The 21,748-nt window shown below is 66.6% G+C and carries 8 protein-coding genes; 2 read left to right on the top strand and 6 right to left on the bottom strand.

The genetic code is table 11. The annotated features are described in order from the left end of the window. From E3O56_RS20580 to E3O56_RS20555, 6 genes are read right to left on the bottom strand one after another with little or no spacing between them, the layout of a single operon-like run. Complete coding sequence (locus E3O56_RS20580) at positions 1–1,029, bottom strand: class I SAM-dependent methyltransferase (RefSeq protein ID WP_248128914.1); 1,029 nt, start codon at positions 1,027–1,029, stop codon at positions 1–3. Continuing rightward, positions 1,026–2,129: a saccharopine dehydrogenase NADP-binding domain-containing protein gene (locus E3O56_RS20575; protein WP_248128913.1), complete on the bottom strand. Its 1,104-nt coding sequence runs from the start codon at positions 2,127–2,129 to the stop codon at positions 1,026–1,028. The genes E3O56_RS20580 and E3O56_RS20575 overlap by 4 nt, the downstream gene beginning before the upstream one ends. Further along, complete coding sequence (locus E3O56_RS20570; protein WP_248128912.1) at positions 2,123–3,868, bottom strand: ABC transporter ATP-binding protein; 1,746 nt, start codon at positions 3,866–3,868, stop codon at positions 2,123–2,125. Before E3O56_RS20570 ends, E3O56_RS20575 begins: the two co-directional genes overlap by 7 nt. After that, positions 3,865–5,604 (bottom strand): ABC transporter ATP-binding protein, encoded by a 1,740-nt coding sequence (locus tag E3O56_RS20565; RefSeq protein WP_248128911.1) that lies wholly within the window; start codon positions 5,602–5,604, stop codon positions 3,865–3,867. Before E3O56_RS20565 ends, E3O56_RS20570 begins: the two co-directional genes overlap by 4 nt. Further along, a complete protein-coding gene (locus tag E3O56_RS20560) occupies positions 5,601–11,054 on the bottom strand; it encodes a non-ribosomal peptide synthetase (RefSeq protein ID WP_248128910.1) in 5,454 nt (1,817 codons plus the stop codon). The genes E3O56_RS20565 and E3O56_RS20560 overlap by 4 nt, the downstream gene beginning before the upstream one ends. Positions 11,055–11,092: 38 nt before the next feature. Beyond that, the gene (locus E3O56_RS20555; protein WP_248128909.1) at positions 11,093–17,503 is read right to left on the bottom strand and encodes a non-ribosomal peptide synthetase; all 6,411 of its coding nucleotides are present in this window, start codon (positions 17,501–17,503) and stop codon (positions 11,093–11,095) included. A 300-nt stretch (positions 17,504–17,803) separates the two neighbouring features. Between E3O56_RS20555 and E3O56_RS20550 the strand changes: the two genes are divergently transcribed. Both E3O56_RS20550 and E3O56_RS20545 read left to right on the top strand, forming a co-directional pair. Further along, entirely contained in the window at positions 17,804–18,688 is an 885-nt protein-coding gene (locus E3O56_RS20550) for an ABC transporter ATP-binding protein (RefSeq protein ID WP_248128908.1), read from the top strand. Next, a complete protein-coding gene (locus E3O56_RS20545; protein ID WP_248128907.1) occupies positions 18,685–21,747 on the top strand; it encodes a hypothetical protein in 3,063 nt (1,020 codons plus the stop codon). The genes E3O56_RS20550 and E3O56_RS20545 overlap by 4 nt, the downstream gene beginning before the upstream one ends. Position 21,748 lies beyond the last annotated feature (1 nt).

The raw sequence follows: 21,748 nt of genomic DNA, 5'->3' as shown, positions 1-21,748 counted from the left end.
TCAAACTCCTCTGGCCTGGAACAAGCGCTGCCCCGCAGCAGCGAGCGGTTCGCCCGCGTCAGGCCACACCTCCAGCAACTCAAAACCTGCAACCTGCAAGGCCTGGCGCCACGCGTCGACGGCCATGAAGGCTTCATCGCCAGCACGCAGCGGCGCATCGGCCGGCGGCGACAGCAACAGGTGCATGAAGGTCAGCATCGCCGGGTTGTCGGCGATGGATTCACTAAACAGCAAGGCGCCCCCATCGCGCAGTCTGGTGCGGATCTGGCCGAGGCAGTCGGGCAGGTCGCGGGCGTTGTGCAGCGCGTTGCCGGCAATCACCAGGTCTTGGCTGCGAGGCGCTATGCCCTGGTCGCTGAAGCGGCGATTGAGATCGAGCAGGCCGAACTGCATCCCCGGCTCAAGACGAAACTGACGCTGGGCCGCACTGGTGAACAGCGAGCTGATGTCGGTAAAGCGATAATCCTTCTCGCGTTCTTGCAGCGCCGTCAGCACCGTAGCGGTGGTGCAACCGGCGCCGCCGCCCAGCTCCAGCACCTGCAGCGGCCCGGCAGCGGCGCTGACTTGCCGCGCCCGGGTGCCCAAAGCGTGATTGACCGCCGCAGTGAAGTGGTTGTGCTGGTAGGCGCCCATCACCTTCACCGGGTCCCCGCCAAGCATCAGCAAGTGGGTGAGGGTGAATTGATCGCGCAGCAGGTCGGGCAGGCATTCGATCACTTGGGTATGCAGGCGCGCCATGCTGGCTGGAAAGCCCAATGCGGCATACAGGCGCGGCAGTTCACCCACTTGCGGGTCATCGGGGGGCACTTGCCAACCCAGGCGTTTACCTTCCTCGTGCAGCAGGCCGGCACGGGTCAACGCGGCCAGCCAGCGGCGTACCACCCAGGCATGACGGGCCGCCGTGCCCAGGGCCTGGTTGATGTGCTCGGCAGTGCGCCACGCCTGCAACGGCAACGCCTGGCTGTGCAGTAACACCTGGGCCATCACGCCCAGGCTCAAGTGTTCCAGCTCGTTCAGGGCGGTGTTCATAGGCAACCTTCTTGGGCGACATGCAGTTGATCGAGCGGGCCGTGCAACAGGTTCAAGCTAAGAATCGCCGAGGTGCACAGCAGGCGCTCCAGGCTGGCGGCGGGCGGCAGGGCCTGGGCCGCTTCATGGCAGCCGGCGCTGATCTCACCCTCCACCACGCTGATCACCGTGATCGCGGCCATGGCTGCGGTGAGCGCCGCATTGCCTGCGCCACTGAGCACCAGGCTGCGGGTCCGGACCTCGCTATCGTGCAGGCCCTCCAGTTGCAGCAGCAGGGTGACGAAGGGCGCCTGGCCGCTGAGATCCAGGCGGCTGGCTTCGCACAAGCGCTGCACCGCTTCTGCCCTTGGCAAGCCGTGAGCCTGGTCAAACGCCTTGAGCACGTAGCCGTCGGTGATCACGTTGAACCACTGGCCGACGTCCAGGTTCAGGTCCATGGCCAGACGTTCACCCTCAAGGTTCAGGTAGGGCAGCAGGTGAACCGAGCCGGGAAAGCACGGCACCGACACTTCGCGCCGGCGCCGCAGTGCGCGGCTGCGACGCCCGTGTTGCCAGGCCGCCAACGGCTCGCTGCTGCCGTCCACCGCACCGTGCAAAAAGTCGTCGGCAGCCACGGCGGTAAAGTGATCGCGCAAGCCGAAATAGCTGGTCAGGCTGCGCACCTGGGTGAATTCCTGCTCGGCCAGCCAGCGCGGCAGCAGGCCGGTGAACCCCGGTTGCAGGCCTGCGCCCAATATCGCGCAGCGGCCACGCCATTGGGCGGGGTCGAGGTGCATATGACCGGCGGCGTCGACGTAATGGGCGTCGGCCTGCAACGCTGCCAGCGCGGCACGGTCCTGCACGCGCCACGAGGGGCCCGCGCAGTTGAGCAGCACATCGCAACCGCGGGCGAAGGTGGCCAAAGCCTGGGCACCGTTGAAGTCCACTTCGGCCCATTGCAAACGGGCTTGGGGCCATTGCTGCTGGAGAACCTGCACGCAGTGCGCGCCCTTGGCGGCATCGCGCCCACCCAGGCGCAGCTCGTTCACTCCCAGCGTCAACAACGCCTTGGCGCTGGCCAGCCCCACGTCGCCACTGGCGCCCAACACCCCGATCAGCATGGCTGCGCCTCGGCTTTCAAGCGCCAGCCGCCGGCGCGCTGGCGGTCATGCCAGAACCCGGCGTAGCGACCGTTTTGGGCAAGTAATTGTGCGTGCGTCCCCGATTCCACCAATCGGCCTTCATCCAGCACCAGTATCTGGTCGGCGGCCATGATGGTGGGCAGGCGGTGGGCGATCACCAGCACTGTGGCATTTTTCATCAGGGCGTGAATCGCCGTCTGCACGAAGGCTTCGTTGTGCGGGTCCAGGGCCGCCGTGGCTTCATCCAGCAGTACGATGGGCGCCCGCTTGAGCAGGGCCCGGGCCAGGGATACCCGTTGGCGTTCGCCGCCGGACAGCGCCGCGCCACCTTCGCCTACCGGGGTGTTCCAGCCCTGGGGCAGGCGCGCGACGATTTCATCCACACCGGCCAATCGCGCCGCTTCGGCCACTTGCTCGGCGCTGGCGTCCGGGTTGCCGACGCGAATGTTGGCCTCCAGGCTGTCGTCGAACAGGTAGACGTCCTGCATCACCAGAGATAACTGCGCCATCAGCGCTGCGTTGGACAGCTCGCGTACGTCTACACCGCCAACCCTGACGCTGCCCTCGCTGGCATCGAAAAAGCGCATCAACAAGCGGGTGACAGTGGTTTTGCCCGAGCCCGAGGCGCCGACAATCGCGGTCATCGAATGCGCCGGTGCGCTGAAGGTCAGGTTATGCAGCACCTTTGGCCCGCTGGGGTACCCGAAGCTGACCTTGTCGAAGGCCAGGGTGCCGGGTGCCGTCAGCGGTTGGCTCACCGCGGGTTCCGGCAGCGGCGGCTCGCGCAGGATGCCCACCAGTTGCTCCAGGTCGTTAGCGGCCATGCGTAACAGACCACTGCGCGCCGCCGCTTCGGCCAGCGGCCCGACAAAACGTGCCGCCAGCGCGAGCAAGGCGACCAACTGGATGGCGTCGATTTCGCCATGGGCGGCCAGGGCGATGCCCACGCCCACCAGCAACGCAAACGCCAGTTGTACGGTCAGGCCACCGGCCAGCAACTTGGGAAAGGTCTGCGACAGCATCGAGCCGCCCGCGTGTTTTTGCGCCAGGTTGGCGGCCTGCAACGGCGCGTAGCCGTCCTGGGTGCGACCAAAGGCGCGCAGCACTGGCTGGTAGCGGGCGAATTCGACCACGCGGTTACCGGCCAGAGTCGCGGCGGCTTCCACGCGCGCATCATTGCTGCCGATGGCGGCGGCCGACCAGTGATGGGTGAAGTAGATCAGCGGCGCGCACAATGCGGCGGTCAGGCCCAGGCGCCAGTCGAACACGAACAGGGTCAGCGCCACGGTAGCCGGCACTACCACGCCAGACACCACCGGCCCCAGGTAATGGGCAAACAAGCCGGTGACCATCAGCGTGCCGCTGGTGGCACTGCGCGACAGACGCCCGACCTTCTCCGAGTTGAACCAGCCCAGGGGTAAGGTCACCAGGTGCTGGCCAAGGCGGTCATGCAAGGTGGTCAACACCAGCAGCGCCAGGGCAAAGCCCTTCATGGCCTGCTGGTAATGGGCGATGCAGGTCAGCACCACCATCGCCGCCAGGCCAGCCAGCCAGAGGGACGCGCTGTGCAGGTCAGCGGCAAACAGCGCGTGCAGGATCGGCACCAGCAACGCCACGGCCAGCCCTTGCAACACGGCACTGGTCACCAGCCAGGCGAGGTAGCGGTACAGGCGTGCGGCGTGGGCCGGGCCCAATAAAGTCACGAGGCTGCGGATCACAAGGACATCTCCAGGTCGGGGGCGGTGGTTTCGGTGCCGGCGCGCCACAGGCGGGCATAGGTGCCGTTCGCTGCCAGCAATTGCTCGTGAGTACCGTTTTCCAGCACGCGGCCCTGGTCGAGCACCACGATCTGGTCGACGCCGCAGATACTCGCCAGACGGTGGGCAATCACCAGTACCGTGCGGCCGCGGGCCAGGGCAGAGAGGGCATCCTGGATCAGCGCTTCGGATTCAGGGTCGGCGTGGGAGGTGGCTTCATCGAGGATCAGCACCGGCGTATCGGCCAGCAGCGTGCGAGCGATGGACAAGCGCTGGGCTTCACCGCCGGAAAAAATCGCGTCTTCGCCGATCACCGACTGATAGCCGCGGGGCAGGGCGCGGATGCGTTGATGAATCTGCGCGGAGCGTGCCGCGGCCTCGACGTCGGCATCGCTGGCCTCGGGGCGGCCCAAGCGTAGATTGTCGGCGACGGTGCCGTGCACCAGTTGCGCGTCCTGCAACACAAAGCCCACGTGTTGATACAGCTGGCGCGGGTCAATCTCGCGCACATCCACACCACCCACGCAGACCCGCCCGGCGTTGACGTCGTGAAAGCGCGGCACCAACTTGGCCAGGGTCGATTTGCCCGCGCCGGAGGCACCCACCAGCGCAGTGACGCTGCCGGCCGGGCAGTACAGGTCGACGCCATTGAGGATCAGGTGCTCGGGGTCATAGCCGAACTGCACCTGTTCAAAGCGAATATCACTGCCCTGGGGCATCCTGCACACCTTGGGCGTGGGCAGTTCCTCAACCTCAAGCAGCGCCTCGATGCGGTCGGCGGCCGCGAGGGCAGTGCGCTGGGCGGTGAGGCTCTGGTTGATCACCAGCAACGACTGCGGAATCACCACGGCTACCAGGGTTTCGGCGAACAACTCCAGCGCTGTAATCCAGCCCTGGGCCAGCAACAGGCTGCCCACCCCCAGGCTCACCAACAGAATTACCGGCACGCTCAGGGCCATCGATGAAAACGCTTCCAGGCGCAGCAGCGGCCGCACCCAGCCAGCGTATTGCGTGCTGAACTGGTCGACCGCCTGCTGATAGCTGCGATGGGCCTGGCCCACCTGGCCGAACGCCTTGACCACGGCAATACCGTGGACAAACTCGACAATCGCCGCGCTGACCCGGCTCATGCTCTTGTCGAGCAACTGCATCTTGGCGCCGAAGCCGCGCATCATCAGGCTGTAGGCCACCGCGTAGATCGGCAGGGTCAGCACCGCCAGCAGCGCCAGGCGCCAGTTCAATGTGGCCAACCAGATCAGCCCTGCCAGCGGGGTGACTATCGCCGCCGTCACTTCCACTGCGTGATGGGCAACCAGGTGGTGCAGGTCTTCCAGGTCGTCCTGCACCACTTTGCGCACCGCGCCGGAGGTGGTGTCGGTGTACCAGCCCAGCGGCACGCGCCCCAGCTTGCGCACCATGGCTTCGCGCAAGCTCGATTGCAGGCGGTGGTCGGCCAGGTGGGTCAGCCACAGCGCGACGCCGCTGGCCATCCAGCCAAGGCTCAGGGCGACCACTACCAGCGCCGCCCACAGCCACAACGTGTGGCTGTGGGCATTGCCGGCCAGCAGCAAGCGGCCCAGTTCGGTCAGGCCGATAAAGGGCACCAGGTTGACCAGTGCGCCGACGGCGGCGAATACCACACCGAGGCGGATCAGGCGGTTGACCGGGCGTTTGAGGGTATCGAGTGCGGTGCTCATGAGTTTTTCCGAAGGGCCTCAAGCAGGTGCGCGGTGACGGTGTGCACGTGGGGTGGCTCGATGACGCTGAAATGGTTGCCCGGCACGTCGATCAGGTTGAATTGCCCCAGGCACGCGTCCTCCCAGAACGGCGCCGCCAGATGGCCGACGCCGCCGGTGATCCCGAACGATTGCTGCTCCAGACAGCGCAGGTAGGTCATGTTGCCGAGGAACGGCGGCGGATCGAACCGTGCCGCCCGCATACTGTGGCGGCATACGCGGAACAGCGTGGGCACCAGCTCCGGGCCGATGGGCACCCCGGCCTGGCCGGACGCCAGGCGCGCATACTCGGCCAGGCGTTCTTCCTGGCTGCGCGCCGACTGTTGCTGCACCGCCAATGCCAGCGCGTCCAGGCCCGGGTCACCGCCCAAGGCAGCCATGGCCCCGGCGGGGACGCGGCGGTTGTCGCGGGCCATCAGCAGGTCGATGGCGCGGTACACGTCGTAGTCTTCGATATGCGCGCCGAACACGGTCTTTACCGGGTCCAGGTTGAGGTTGGGCACGAAGATCGCCTCATAGGCCAGCTCTTCGTCGGTGTCGATAAACATCGGGATACTGTCGATTAGGCTCAGGTCCACCACCTCCATGCCACGTTCCAGCAGGCGCCGGGCGACTTCGGTGGCGAGCAGGCCGCCCAGGCAGTAGCCGATCAACTGGAAGCGCTGATGGCCGTCGGCGATCAAGCGTTCGGCGTAGTCCTGGGCCACGCTTTCAATCAGGCGCTTGGGTTCCAGGGCCAGGTACTGCGCGGTGTCGGCCACCGCGAAACCGATCACCGGGCCGGCCTGCTGAGCGGCGAGTGAGCGGCCCAGGTGCTGGAAATAATCCAGGGTGCCGAGGGCCGCGTGGAACATCACCCGCACCGGGCCGACGTCGCCGCCGCCAAAGGGCACCACCAACGCATTGCTGTTGGATGAACGCTGGGATTGGCCGGGATTGACCGCAGACGGTGCGCTTTCACCATGGCTGAGCAGGCGCGCCAGTGCGCTGACAGTCGGCTCGTTGAGCATCTGCCGCAACAGGGTGTCGTAGCTCAGGCGTTGCGCCTGGGGCAGTTGTTCGCGCAACTGGCCGGCGACCCGGGCGAGGATCAGCGAGTCGGCGCCTTTTTCGTAGAAGCTGTCGTCGGCACCGATCTGCGCCAGGCCCAGGGCCTCGGCCCACACTTGGCAAAGCTGCGCGGTGAGTGGGTCACTGGGTACCTGCTCGCTGCTGGCGGCTTGGGTATCCACGGCGGGGCGCCAGTTGGCCAGAGTCTTGCGGTCGACCTTGCCGTTGGCGGTCAAGGGCAGGCGGTCGAGTACTTGTACGTGCGCCGGCAGCATGTAGTCCGGCAGGCGTTGCGCGAGAGCGCGGCGCAGGCTGTCGACGCTCAGACGCTGGAACCCGGCCTTGAAGCGTGCGGCGAATACTTGCATACCCAGGGCCGCCAGCGGGTGGTCGGCGTGGGGCAGGGCCGGCAGGCTTTCGCCGCCGAATGCCTGGATACGCTCACGCCAGGTGTCGGCGCTGCACAAGCCGCTGCGGCCTTGGTCGTGATCGCCGCCTGACGGCGTCATCATGAAGCCCTGGGTCAGCAGAATCGGCGGCCATTCGCCGGTCGGCTCGCTGAACACCAGCCAGCCACCCGGGCTGAGCAGTTCGGTGATCTGGCCGAGGGCGTTGTCGATGTCCTTGACGCTGTTGAGCATGCCCGCGCACAGCACGATATCCACGCTGTTGCTGGCCAGGCCCTGGGGGCGGATGGGCTGATCGATGTCCAGCACGCCATAACGCACCCAGGCGTGGTCGGCAAAGCGTTGCCTGGCCGCCGGCAGGAAAAACGCGGTCATGTCGGTGAACAGGTAATCCACTTCGAGCCCATCGAGCAGGCTGATCACCGGCGCACTGGTAGCGCCGGTGCCCGCGCCGATTTCGAGGATGCGCAGCGGGCCGTCGCCTTCGTGGTGGGTAGCAAGGCGGTTGATCAGCGCAGCGATGCTGTGGTTGTTGTAGCGCGACACGGCATCCCCGCCATACAGCTGCAATGCCAGGTTTTGCTCGCCCTGAGGGAACAACAGGTCGAACGGATTGACCTCGCCGCGCAGCAGTTTCTGCAGTTGCCCGACGTGATTGAGCTGGTAGTCGAGCAGCGTCTGGCTGCACAGCCCCGACGCGACCGCCTGTTCCACCCGGCCCCATGCCAGCGCCGGGTTTGGCGCGCTGTCGAGCAGGCGATAGCGGGACTGTTCACCGTGCAACAGGCCCGCGTCACACAAGGCCGCGAGCCAGCGCCGCACCAGCCAGTGATGGCGGGGCTGCGCTTGCAGGGCCTGCAGGATGGTCGGTGCATCCGGCTCGGCCCACGCGCCGCTGAATAGATTGGCCTTGAGCATCACGTCCAGCATCGAACTCAACGCTGCGCCACTGAGGTCCGCCTGATAGTCGCGTACCTGTTGGGGGTCAAAGCTGCCGACCTGGCTGTCGGCGTAGCGCTGCACCGCCGTCAGCAACGGCGCGCCGGGTAGCGGTTCGGGTTCGGCCCGCGCAGGCGTGACGAAGGCCAGCAGTTCGTCGCTGAACAGGCTGACCGCGCTGTCCACGCCCGGGGTGGAGAGCAGTGCGGCGTCGATTTCGCCCAGTTCCACCCGATGTCCACGGATCTTGACCTGGCCGTCGTTACGGCCGAGGAACTCCAGTTCACCCCCCGGCAGATAGCGGCCACGGTCACCGGTGCGGTACAGGCGCTGCCCGTCGAGCGGGTGTGCAAAGAAGCGTGCCTCAGTCAACGCCGGGTCGCCCAGGTAACCCTGGGCCAGGCCGACGCCGGTGATGTACAGGTCACCCGGCACCCAGGTCGGCGCGTCGCGCCATTGGTTGTCCAGCACGCGAAAGCCCTGGTTGGCCAGCGGCAAGCCGTAGGGAATGCTGCGCCACGCGGGGTCAATTGCGCCGATGGGATGCAGGTTGGACCAGATCGAGGCTTCGGTGGCACCGCCCAGGGCCACCAGGGCCAGGCCTGGCAACAGCGCGCGCAGTTGCGGCGCCAGGTTCAGCGCGATCCAGTCACCCGACAACAACGCCAGGCGCAGGCTGTCGAGGGGGCGCGGCTCGGCTTGCAGGTAGTGGGCCAGCATCTGCAATTGCGCCGGTACCGAGTTCCACAGCGTCACCTGATGGCGCTGCACCAGCTCGGCCCAGTGCGACGGGTCGGCGCCGCGTGCCGGGTCGGGCAGCACCAGGGTGCCGCCCACCGCGAGGGGGCCGAACAGGTCATACACCGACAAATCGAAACTCAGTTGCGCCAGGCCCAACACGCGGTCGGCGGCGTTGACCGCAAAGCGCCGGTTGATGTCCTGCACGGTATTGAGCGCAGCGCGATGGCTGATCATCACGCCCTTGGGTTCACCGGTGGAGCCGGAGGTGTAGATCACATAAGCGAGATCGTCGGGGCTGCCGTGCGGTGCCGGGAAGTCCGAAGTGGTCGGCGCCAGTTGATCCACGGCATGCCAGTGCAGGCCCTCCGGCAGTGGCGTGTGGGGCAGGGCCTGGGACTGGCCGAGCACGTGGCGCACCTTGGCGCTGTGCAGCACGCGGTCGCGGCGGGCGGCCGGGGCATGGCTGTCCAGAGGCAGGTAGGCGGCGCCGGCCAGGAGCACGCCGTAGGCCGCCACCACTTGGTCACGGCCCTTGGGCATCAGGATCGCCACTGGTTCCTGGGCGCGGCAACCGGCGGCGCTGAGGGCAGCAGCGACTGCCAAGGCACGCTCCATCAGGGCGGCGTAGGTCAGGCTGCCGTGGGCATCGATCACTGCCAGGGCCTGCGGCTGTTCCCAGGCCATGCTCAGCAGGCTGTCATGCAGGCGGCCGGTGGGCAGCGGCGCGGCGGTGGCATTGGCGGCCAGGCGCTCACGTTGTTGCCAGGCCGGCAACGGCACTTGCATGGGGTGGTCCCAGGCGGCCGGGTCGAGGGCCAGTAACTGTAACTCGGCGACGAATGCCTGCTGCATGTCTTCGATCAGGCCGTCGGGGAACACGCCTTGGCGCACATCCCAGTGGATGTGCAAACCCTGCGCGTCGTCCATCACCTGGCAGTCGAGGGTCACCTGCGGAGTTTGGGTGATGCCGTGGCCGACCTGTCGCTGGCTGGCGGGAGGTGGTTCGATCGCCAGGCCGATAGCACTGGTGAACACCACCGGCATGGACGCCGCTTCACGCCCGCGCCGGCGACCGATTTCGCGCATCACCTGGATGCCGGAAAACAGCCGGTGCTCTAGGTCGGCAAACAGTTGATTGCCCAGTTGGCGTGCCTGGCTGGTGAAATCCTGGCCCTGGGGATCATTGACCTGCAACAGGCTGACCGAGGTGAAATCCCCAACCAGTTGACCCACTTGCGGATGCAGTGGCAAGCGGTTGAGCAGTGTCAGATTGAGGCTGAAGGTGGGTTGCTGGCTCCAGCGTTGCAAGGTGCCCACGTAGGCGCTGAGCACCACGATGGACGGGGTGAGGCCGAGGGCGCCGGCGGCGCTTTTCAAGGCTGCCCATGGTTGCGCGTCGAGTTGCGCGCAGTGGCGCTGGAAGCGTGGCACGCTGGTGTCTTCGCCGCTCAGGGGCGCCGGCAGTTGCGGGGCGGGGGGCAGTTCATCGATACGCGCCATCCAGTAGTCACGGTCGCGTTGGTGGCGGCTGCCTTCGAGCAGGCCCCGTTCGGCCAGCAGGTAGTCGCGAAAGGTGATGTCCAGGCTGGGCAAGCTGGCCTGGGGGTCGTGCAGTAGCTGTTCCAGTTCATTGAACAGCAGTTGCGCGCTGGCCCAGTCGGCGATCAATGAGTCCATGGAGAAGTGCAGGGTGTCGCCGCTGTCACTGCGGCTCAGGCGCAATTCGAACAGCGGCCAGATATCGGTAGGGTAGAGCTTCTGCTCCATGGCCTCACGTATCTGCTGCACGGCGTGCTGGTGCTGTTCACGAGTGGCGCCGCGCAGGTCGGCGACTTCCACCGGGTAATGGGCGACTTCGGCCAGCACGCGCTGGGAGCCTTCGCTGGCGATCACCGCGCGCAGCATGTCGTGCCGGGCAATCAGGCGGTTCCAGGCGTGTTCGACCTGCTGCGGGTCGAGGCTCGGCCAGCTCAGTTCGAGGTAACCGTGGCAGGCCACGTTGCCGTAGCCGAATGATGACTGGCGGCCGAGCAGGTAGGCGTTCTGCACATCGGTGAGCGGGAACGGCGCGTGACGCTGTGCCGGGTCGGCCATTACCTGGGGCCGTTCCTGGGTTTGCAGCAGGTGCAGGATCTGCTGCTTGTGCTCGCGCAGTTGCGCCAGGCGCTCGGCGTCGAGCAGGCCCTGGGGCGCGCGGAATTTGAGTTGGCCATCCTGGGGCCAGAGTTCGACGCCCAGGGACTTGAGTTCGCTTAACAGTTTGGCGGCGGGCATGGGGGCAGCTCCTGGGATAAGGGCAGGTTGCGCGGGCATCAGATGACGCCCTCTTCAACGGTGTGCGGGGTGGGTTGGCGCTCTACCGCGTGGGCCACTTCCATCAGGCTGGCGGCGCCGAACAACTGGCCCATGGGCAATTCCAGGCCAACACGGCTGCGCAGCATTTCGAGAAACCGCGTGGCCAGCAGGCTGTCGCCGCCCAGGCGGAAAAAATTGTCGTGGCGCGACACGCTGGGCACGTTGAGCAACTGCTGCCACAGCTCGGCGACCAGTTGTTCTGCGGCGCTCAGCGGGGCTTCATCCACGACGCAGTGGGACCGGGCAGCTGCCGCCAATGGCGCAAGCAAGGCACGGCGATCCACCTTGCCATTGCTGCTCAGGGGAAGGCGTTCCAGCACCAGGATCTGTTCCGGGCGCATATAGGCGGGCAGGCATTGCACCAGGTGCTTGGCCAGCACCTCGGCGCAGGTGCTGGCGGTGACAGCAGCCAGCAGGCGCTGATCCTCGACCAGCACCACGGCACGGTTCACGCAGGGATGACGGGCCAGCGCGGCTTCGATTTCCCCCAGCTCGATACGATGGCCGTGAATCTTCACCTGGGTGTCGGCACGCCCGAGAAACTCCAGCAACCCACCCGGGTGGTAGCGGCCCAGGTCGCCGGTGCGGTACCAACCCTCGACAAAGCGCTCGGCATTCAATTGCGGCGCATGGCGATAGCCGCGTGCGACGCCGGCGCCGCCAATCCACAACTCGCCCGTGACCCAGTCCGGGCAGTCGCGGCCAAGGGCGTCGACCACGCGGTAAGCCTGGTTCGCCAGCGGCACGCCGTAGGGGATCGAGCGCCAGCCCGGCAACAGTTGCCGTACCTCATAATGGTTGGACCAGATCGCCGCTTCGGTGGCGCCGCCCAAGGCAATAAAGCGGCAATCCTGGGCTTGTTGGCGCAGGCGTTGCGGCAGGTCGAGGCCGATCCAGTCGCCCGACAGCAGGGCCACCTTCAGCGCCAGGGGTTGGCGCTCAAGGGCGTTGGCTTCCAGCAGCATGTCGAGCAGCGCCGGTACGCTGTTCCACAGGCTCACGCGGTGGTGTCGCAGGGCCTTGAGCCAGGCGCGGGCGTCGCGGCGCTGGTCTTCGTCGATCAACACCAGGGCGGCGCCCACCGAGAGCAGGCCGAACACGTCATACACCGACAGGTCGAAGTCCAGCGCCGACAGCGCCAGGCCGCGGTCCGACGCGTCGATGCCGTAGCAGCGGTTGATCTCGGCCACGGTGTTCATGGCAGCGCGGTGGGTGATTTCCACGCCCTTGGGCTGGCCGGTGGAGCCGGAGGTGTAAATCACGTAGGCCAGTTGGTTGGCGCACACGGCCAGCGGTGCCGATAGCGGTTCGGCGCTTTGCGCCTGGGACGGCTTGAGATGCTTGACGCCTGGCAGCTGTGGGTCGTGCTCGGCGAGGATCAGGCTGACGCCGGCCTGTTGCAGAATGCGTTGGCAACGCTGCAACGGCTGGTCGACACCCACTGGCAGGTAGGCGGCGCCGGCGGCCAGCACGCCCAATACACTCGCGATCTGTTGCGGGCCCTTGGCCAGGGACACCGCCACCAGGTCACCGGCTGTCACCCCTGCGTCCATCAGGCTACGGGCGATGCGCAACGCCCGTTCTGCCAGTTCGCCGTAGCTCAGGCTGTCATGCTCACCCCACAACAGCGCAGGGCGATGCGGGGCGTGGTGCGCGTGCTGGAAAAAGCCCTGATGCAAGGTCGGATCACCCGGCACGCCGGGGCCGGGAGCATTCAGGCGGGCGCGCAGTTGCGCCTGGGCCAGGGGCAGCAAGTCTGGCGGCGCGTCGTCCCAGGCGTGTTCGGCCAGCCAGTGGAGGCTGCCCAGGTAGGCGTCGAACATGGCTTCGACCAGCCCTTCGGGGAACAGGCCGACCACGCGGTCCCAGTTCAGGGCGATGCCGCCGTCGGCTTCCACCACCTGATGATCGAGCCATACCTGTGGGGTTTGGGTCAGGCCGAATACCTGCCGGGCGAACGGCCCGTCTACCGGTGCGGCGGTGCCATCCGGCACCCCCAGGGCACTGGTGAAGACCACCGGCATGTTGACCTGCTGTTCGCCGCGTTGCCGCGCCAGTTGACGCAGCAAGTTCACCGAACCGATGCAGCGGTGTTCCAGCGCATCGCCGAGTTGCTGCTGGGTGCGCCGTGCGCGGTCGATCCAGCGTTCGCCGACCTTGGGCGCATAGCCGAGCAGGGTCAGGGAGGTGAAATCGCCCATGACCTGATCGATCTGCGGATGCACCGGCCGGCGGTCAAACAGGGTCAGGTTGAGACTCAGGTCTGGGCGCGCACTCCAGCGCCCGAGGGTTTCGGCAAACGCGCAGAGCAGTACCGCCGAAGCAGTCAGGCCGTATTGCTGGGCCTTGGCCAGGATCGCTTGCCAGGCATCGGCCTTGACCTGCCCTTGCAGGCGCTCGAAGCGCGGTTGGCCCACGTTGGCGGGGTCGGTTGCCAGGGGCAGTTGCGGGTGCGGCGGCAACGTGGGCAGGCGTTCCTGCCAGAACTGTTGCGCGGCGTGCAATTCGTCAGGTTCCACATGGGATTGCACTTGATAGTCGCGAAATGAAAGCTGCAGCGGTGCCAGGGCCAGCGTCGGCTCGCGGTACAACGCGTCGAGTTCGGCATAGAAACGCAGGATGCTCAGGGCATCAAGAATCAGGTTGTCCAGGCTGATCGCCAGCCGCGTGTGCCGGCCCTGGGTCACCGCCTGCACATCGAACAGCGGCCATTGGGCGGGATCGAACACGCGGTGGGCACAGTGTTCGCGCAGGTCTTCAAGGCAGGCGTAGCGCTGGCCGATCACGAAGGTGGGCACCTGGGGGAGGATGCGTGCCTGGCCTGTGTGGTCGAACACCGTGCGCAGCGTTTCGTGGCGTTCGATCAGGCGTGCCAATGCGTGTTGCAGGCGTGGCAGGTCGAGGTCTTCGACGTCGTATTCGCGGTAGAAGTGGCAGCTCACGCCGCCCAATACCAGGCTGGGGTCGCGGCCCAGCCAGTAGGCTTGCTGCACCTCGGTCATGGGGAAGGGCGCGTGACGTTGGTCGAGGTCCGGTACCACGGTGCGTTGTGTTTCGGCCTGGGCCTGTTGATGCAGGCCTGTGCAGAACTGCGCCAGCACCGGCTTGGCAAACACCTGGGCGATCCGTGCGCCCCCCAGCCCTTGTTCGGCCAGCAGGCGCACCAGGCGCGTGGCGCTCAGGGAGTCGCCACCGAGGGCAAAGAAGTTGTGCTCACGGCAGACCTCGCCACAGCCGAGCAATTGCTGCCAGGCGCGGGCCACCTGTTGTTCGATGGCTCCGCAGGGCGGCGACAGCTGGGCAGGGACGGCGCTGCCGTGGTCGGCCAGCCAGCCGTTGAGTGCGTTGCGATCCACCTTGCCATTGCTTGTCAGGGGCCACTGCGCGCAGCCGAGAATCAGGCTGGGAATCATATAGGCCGGCAGGCGCTCGGCCAGGTCCGGCAGCTCCAGCACTGTGGGCTGCTCCGGGCCATTTGCAAGGCGCACCGCCGCTGCCAGGTGCTGGCCGACCAGCAGCGCCACCGCCTGTTCGACGCCGGGGCACGCCAGCAGCGCCTGTTCTACTTCACCGGCTTCGATGCGGTAGCCATGCAATTTGAGTTGGAAGTCTGTGCGCCCCAGAAACTCGACCGTGCCGTCGGGGTGGTAGCGCGCACTGTCGCCGGTGCGGTACCAACGCAGGCCCTGGTGCTGCACAAATCGTTCGGCGCTGCGTACCGGGTCGCCACGGTAACCCTCGGCCACCCCGGCGCCACCGATCCACAGTTCACCGGCCACCCAATCCGGGCAGTCATGGCCATGCCGGTCGACGATGCGCAGGCTGACGTTATCCAGCGGCTTGCCGTAGGGCAGGCAATGCCAGTGCAGTGCCTGGCCGGGGGCGACTTCGAACAGCGTCGAGTGAATCGCCGCTTCCGTTGCGCCGCCCAGGGCCATGAAGCGGCAACCGGGCGCCTGGGCCCACAGACGTGGCGCCAACTGCGGCGCGACCTTGTCACCACCGAGCAATACAGCGCGCAGGGGCAGTGGGGCGTCGGCGCAACTCAGCAACATGTCGAGTAGCGCCGGCACGCAATTGAGCACAGTGGCGCGGTGCTGCACGGCCAGTTCACGCCAGCGTGGGGCGTCGCGTTGCAATTGGGGCTCGATGAGGATCACCGCCGCGCCGTTGGCCAGCGCGGCAAACAGGTCAAACACCGACAGGTCGAATTCCAGCGCGGAGAGCGCCAGGATTCGGTCTTCGCCATTGAGCTGCAAACGCCGTTGCAGGTCTTCCAGGGTGTTGGCGGCGGCCAGGTGGCTGACCTCTACGCCCTTGGGCTCACCAGTGGAACCGGAGGTATATAGAACATAGGCCAGGTCGCTGATCGCACCGGGGCGCGGCGCTTGCAACGCGGTGTCGGCGTGCGGCAAGCGGCTGAGCAGCAAGCGTGCGCCGGACGACTGGCAGATCTTGCGGCAACGCGCCTCGGGCTGGTCAGCGCCGATGGGCAGGTAGGTGGCGCTGCACGCCAGGATGCCCAGCACAGCGATCACCTGCTCGGGGCCTTTGGGCAGTTGCAACGCCACGATGTCACCGCGCAGCACGCCCTGGCCTTCGAGGTAGGCCGCTACGGCGAGGGCTCGCTCGGCCAGCTCGCCGTAGCTGATGATGTGGTTGCCGTGCAGCAGTGCGGGCCGGGCGGGCGTCAACTGCGCCTGGGTGAAAAAACCTTCGTGCAGGCGTGTTACCGGTAATGCTGTGCGCTGGCCCTGGGTGGCGCGGCGTACGTCAAGCTGGCTGGCGGGAACCAGCGCCGGCACCGTCTGATCCCAGGCCGCAGCGTCATGGCACAGGCGCTGCAACAGGCCGGTATAGGCATCGAACAGGCCATCGAGCACGCCCTCGGCGAACAACCCTTCGCGGGCGTCGAGGTTGACCAGAATGCCGCCGTCCAGCTCGGTGACCTGGGCGTCCAGCCACACCTGCGGGCCCTGGGAAATGATCCAGGCCGGCTGGCCGAAACTCTCCTGCACGCCCTCGGCGAACAGTTCCCCCAGGCCCAGCGCGCTGGTGTACACCACCGGCGCCAGCACTTGCTCGCCGCGATGGCGGGACAGTTCACGCAACACCTCAAGGCCGGAAAACGCACTGTGTGCGGCATCGCCATGAAAGCGTCGTTGCAGCGCCGTGGCTCGGGCGGCGAAGGTGCCGGTCATGCGGCCGTCCCAGGCCAGCAGGATCGAGGAGGTGAAGTCACCGACCAGGCGCTCGACATCGGTATGCAAAGGCACACGGTTGAACAGCGGCAGGTTGAGCAGCAGCTCAGGCGTCTCGCACCAGGCGCCAAGGGCTTCGCAAAACACCGCGGCCAGGGCCATGGCCGGGGTCAGGGCGTGCTCGCGGGCGTGGCGTTCGAACGCCTGGCGTTGGGACGCCGACAACCAGTGGTGACGGCGGCGCACCTGGCGCTCATCGCCCTGGCTCTTGATGGGCAAGCGTGGGGCGCCGGGCAAGGCGTCCAGGCGCTGCAACCAGTAGTCGCGGGCGTGTCGATGGCGCTCGCGGTGCTCGGGGCTGGCGTGCTCCAGGCGCAGGTCGGCCAGGTAACGGGGGAAGCTGTAATCCAGCGCGGGCAGCGGCTGTAGGCGGTACAACTGCACCAGGTCGCCGAGCAGGGTACGCAGGCTCAAGGCGTCGGCGGCGAGCATGTCGAGGTTCAGGTGCAGGCGCGTGCCCTGGGGCAACAGTGATAACTGGATGTCCAGCACCTGGCCGTGTTCCACGGCCAACTGGCGATGGGAAAGTTCGGCGCGCAAGGCGTGCAGATGGTGTTGCCGCTGTGCGGCATCGGCCTGGCGCAGGTCATGCACTTTGAGTCCCGGCCATGGACTGCGGGGCAGGATCTGCTGGCGGCCATCGTCGAGGAATTGCGCCCGCAACATGGGGTGGCGGGCCAACAAGGCGTGCACGGCGGCTTCCAGGCGGGCCGGGTCAACGTCGTGACCGTCGAATTCGTTATAGAAGTGTGCAGCCACACCACCCAGTGCCTGGCCAGGGGCACGGCCGATCCAGTACGCATGTTGCATTGGGGCCAGTTCGAAGGGTTGGCCATCGTCGGCGCTGTGATTGACGGGCGCGGCAGGAGCCGGCGCGGTGTCGAGCAGGGCCAGCCAGGCGCACAGGCGCGGGTCGGCCACCAGCTCGGCGAAACGTGCGGCCAGACCCTGACGCCGCCATTGGCCTGCCAGGCGGATCAGGGTGACCGAATCCAGGCCCCATTCGATCAGGTTGGCCTCCAGAGGGATCTGCTCGGCAGGCTGTCCCAGGGCTTCGGACAGGGAACGGCGCAGCAGGGTTAGGGTTGAGGTGCTGGGAGTGGCCATGGCTCAACGTCTTCTCATCGCTAGGGCCCGGACCGGCGTTGGCCCAGGCGCTGAGGGGCAGGTAATTGCGTGGAAGGAGATGCTAGTCATTCTCATTGTCTCGACTACCCGGATCGAATCGTTTTTGCCCCGTATCCGTTTCCCTTGCGCGGTTTCGGGCGTGTGAGGGGTGGGGCATAACGCCGATCAGCGTGCGGGATACGGTTGGAAAATGACTTGAATCGGGTAGAGCCGCGCCGCCGCCCTTGACTACCGTCGCTCGCCGCCCTTTTGCAGGGCTTGTCCTTGAGGGAGTTGTGGATGTCAGTCGATTCGGGTTTGCAGGTGCGCGGTTTGTGCAAGCGCTACAACAATGGCGTTGAGGCGCTGCGCGGCGTTGACCTGAATGTGGGGCCGGGCATGTACGGTTTGCTCGGCCCCAATGGCGCGGGCAAAAGCAGCCTGATGCGCACCCTGGCGACCTTGCAGCAGCCGGACGCCGGCAGCATCCACCTGGATGGTGTGGATGTGTTGGCCGATGCCGAGCATTTGCGTCGTCGCCTGGGTTACTTGCCACAGCAGCTGGGGGCGTATCCGGGGGTGAGTGCGCGGGATTTGCTTGATCGGTTTGCCTGGCTCAAGGGGCGTACCGACACTCGCCAGCGCCGCGAGGAAGTCGAGGGCTTGCTGGCCAAGGTCAACCTGCAGGAAGCCGCGCACCGGGCGCTGGCCACGTATTCGGGCGGCATGTTGCGTCGCTTCGGCATCGCCATGGCCCTGATCGGCTCGCCGCGCTTGCTGATCGTCGATGAGCCGACCGCCGGGCTCGACCCGGCCGAGCGCAACCGTTTTCACCGAGTGTTGGCGGATGTGGCGGCCGAGTCCATCGTGTTGCTCTCGACCCATATCGTTGAAGACGTCGAGAACCTGTGCAGCCGCCTGGCGGTGCTGGCCGCTGGGCAGATTATTGTCGAAGGGCGCCCGGCGGATTTGCTCGATGCTGAGCAGGGCCGTTTATGGGAGGCGTCGTTCGGTCGTGGTGAGTCGCTGCCCGACGCCTTGCATGTGGCGGCGAGCCCCGACGGCAGCCGCGTGATCGTGCACGGCGAACGTCCGGCTGATCCGCGCTTCAGGCCCCACGCGCCGCGCCTGGAAGACATCTATTACCTGGCGCTGGCCCAGGCTGGCGAGGCAGTCGCGGCATGAATACCTTTGCTCTCTTGATGCGCGAGGCCTGGGTGCAAGTGCGCGCCGGACTGCGCAGCGGCATTCCACTCCTGGTCTTCCTGGGCCTCACCGGCTATTTGCTGATGTCCCTGACCAATGCCGACTATGTGCAGAAAATGGGCGCCAGCGACATCGCACGCAATGCGCCGAGCCTGATCTACCTGATGTCGTGCGGTTGCATGTTTTTCCTGTTTTTCGCCTGGGCCTGGGTGTTCGCCCAACCGGCACTGCGCGACCGCGAGGCGCAATTGGAAGAGGTGCTGCTGGCCTTGCCGCTGTCGCTGCCGGCGCTGCTGTGGGGGCGCTTTATCGGCGCGGCGCTGGTGGGTGGCTTGCTCGCCAGTTCGCTGATCGTGGGCTTTCTGGTCAGCCCGGTACTGGGCTGGCTCGGCTGGGTGCCGGCCGCGAGTATCGGTGCACCGATGTGGTCGGCGCTGGGGTTTGCCTGGGTTGCGTTGCTGTTGCCGGTCAGCACCGGGGTTGGGGCCTTGTATTACCTGCTGGCCTTGCGCAGTCGTGGCCTGGCGGCACCGTTTGGGTTGGCGACGGTGTTGATGCTGCTGTGGATGTTTGCCGTGGTGGTGCTCAAGGGGGGGCATATAAACCCGCTGTTGGCTGCTAGCCTGGACCCGTCGCTGTTCACCTTTGCCCAGGCCCAGGTCGAGACCTGGAGCGCCGCGCAGAAATCCCAATCGCTGTTGGCCTTGACCCCGGGGTTCTGGCTTAACCGGCTGTTGTGGTGCGTTGTGCCGCTGCTGTTATTGGCCGCTGTATTGGCGCGCACCACGCGCCAGGGCTTGATGGGCAAACGCAGCGGGGCAGTGCTGGCGGAGCCGCCGATGTTACTGGCAGGCGCAGTGACCTTGCCTGGCCCGCTGACCCATAGCCAATGGTCGCGCGCCCTGTGGTATGAGGCACGTTGGCAGGTACGCCAGCTGTTTGCCCGGCGCCTCTGGTGGGTGGCGCTCGGCTTGCTGTTGGTGATGGGTGTGCTCAGTGGCTTTGTCCACGGCGTGTGGCATGCGCGAGGACCGATGGTGCCCCGGGCGGACCTGACCCTGCCGTTGTTGTCGAGTGCGTTGTTCCTGGTGATGGCCTTTATGGTTGCGGCGCTGGTTGGGCTGGTGTGCCGACGCGATGACGTCGAAGGGTTTGGCGCTATGTTGCAGGCAACTGCGGCCCCGGCGTGGTTGCGATTGCTGGGGCGGGTGGCTTGTGTGCTGCTGGCGACCCTGACGCTTGCGCTGGTGCCGGGCCTGGCCAGCTTGCTGATCAGTGCGATTGCCGCGCCCGACAGCCTGGCGCCGGGCTTTGTGCTGGTGTATCAGGCGTTGGTGTTCGCGCCTCCATTGGTGGAGCTGGCGATGCTCACAGTGCTGGTGCATGCGCTGATCCGCCGATCCGGGCTGGCGTATGCCGCCTCGATGCTGCTGACGTTTTTCCTGGTACTCAACCATGAGTTGGGCCTGGTCACCTATCCGGCCTATGCCATGGCGATTCCTGCGCATGTGAGCGTGTCGCTGCTGACCGGCTGGGCGCCGTGGCTGGCGTTTCTGACGACCTTGGCCGGTTGGAAACTGGCCGGTTGCCTGGTCATGCTCGCGATCGCGGCACTGGCCTTGCCCCGTGGGCCGGAGCGTCGTCGATTGAGCGACGTGCGCCGCGGTTTGCTCGGCTTGCCCGGTGTGTTGCTGGCTCTGGGTGCTGTCGGCTTGCTTGGCAGCGGCGTGTTGTTGCAGCGGCATTTGGTGGAGCAGGGCGATTACCAGTCTGTCGCCGAGCAACGCGTCGAACGCGCCGACTGGGAACGGCGCTGGCTGCCCGGGGCGAGTGCCTGGCAGGTGGCGGGCGGGCAGTTGCAGGTGCAGGTCGATTCGGCCGCCCGGCAGGTGGTGGGCCAGTGGACGTTGGATGGGGTGCTCACTACCGGCCTCGATGCCGAGTTGCCACCGGGTATGCAGGTGACCGCGGTCAGCGTGATGGGGCGCCCCGTTGTGTTTGAACACGCCACCGAGCACCTGCGGGTGCCGTTGGAGGGGTGCGCAGCGAGCGGTTGTCAGGTGGTGTTGAACTGGACGGTGAGTGCTGACGGCTGGCCTGCCGAGGGTGAAGCATTCTGGCTTGGGCCTCAGGGTGTGTGGCTGCAAGCGCACCGTGTGGTGCCACGCTTGGGCCTGGACAGCGAGCGGTTGTTGCGTGCACCGGCCCAGCGCAGCGAAGCCGGGTTGCCGACAGCGGTGCCCCGGTTGCCGACGGGCGCTGCGGTGACGGTGGATGCCGTTGCACCGGCCGGGCACTGGCAATGGCAGCTTGAGGTCGATGGCCAGGCCATTACCGGCAGCAGTGAGGGGCCGCTGGACTTTGCCTATGCCACGTCGGCTCAGAAGGATATCAGCCGCGAGAACACCGCCCGTGAAGTGCAGGAGGACCTGGACGCGATGAGCGCCTGTGTGGCGCGGCGTCTGGGCAGCCGTCCCAGCGTCGAACAACTGAGTCAGTGGCCTGTCGGCATGGGTGCCAGCCGTCTGAGTCATGGCCATTTACTGCTTGGCCAGTCACCCAATTGGGACGTGGCGCCGACAGGCGTTGGGCGCTGGACGCGCCGTGCCCATATCGCCGAACTGCTTGCCCGCCAATCGCTGGTCGAGGCGAGCAACCTGCGCCAAACCCCCGGCTACCTGTGGCTCAGCCAGGGTGTGGCAGGTGCGCTGGGCCTGCTGTGTGTGGAGGACATCGACGGTGCTGATGCCCGTGCAGCGCTGGTCAAGCTGATGGCCGACGACCTGACCCGTGCCCTGGGCAATGACGGTGAGCCCGTCGGCACCCTGGCCGATGCCCGCGAACAGGGGTGGGCCGCCAGTTATGCCGCACTGGTCAGCCTTGACTGGGTCGCTGGGCAAACTCCCGAACAGCTCACGGCGCTGACCGCCGATGTCCGTAACGGCCAGGGATGGCCAACCGCGATCCAGGGCCTGCTGGGCGCGCCCTCCGATCCTGTGATTGCCGCCGCGCTCAAGCGCTGGGGGCCTGTGCAATGAA

Origin of the sequence: Pseudomonas sp. W2Aug9, from assembly GCF_023127755.1 — a bacterium.
GTDB classification, from domain to species: Bacteria; Pseudomonadota; Gammaproteobacteria; order Pseudomonadales; family Pseudomonadaceae; genus Aquipseudomonas; species Aquipseudomonas synxantha_A.
Note: the sequence above shows the minus strand (reverse complement) of the source record. Positions and strands in the feature narration are given on the sequence as shown.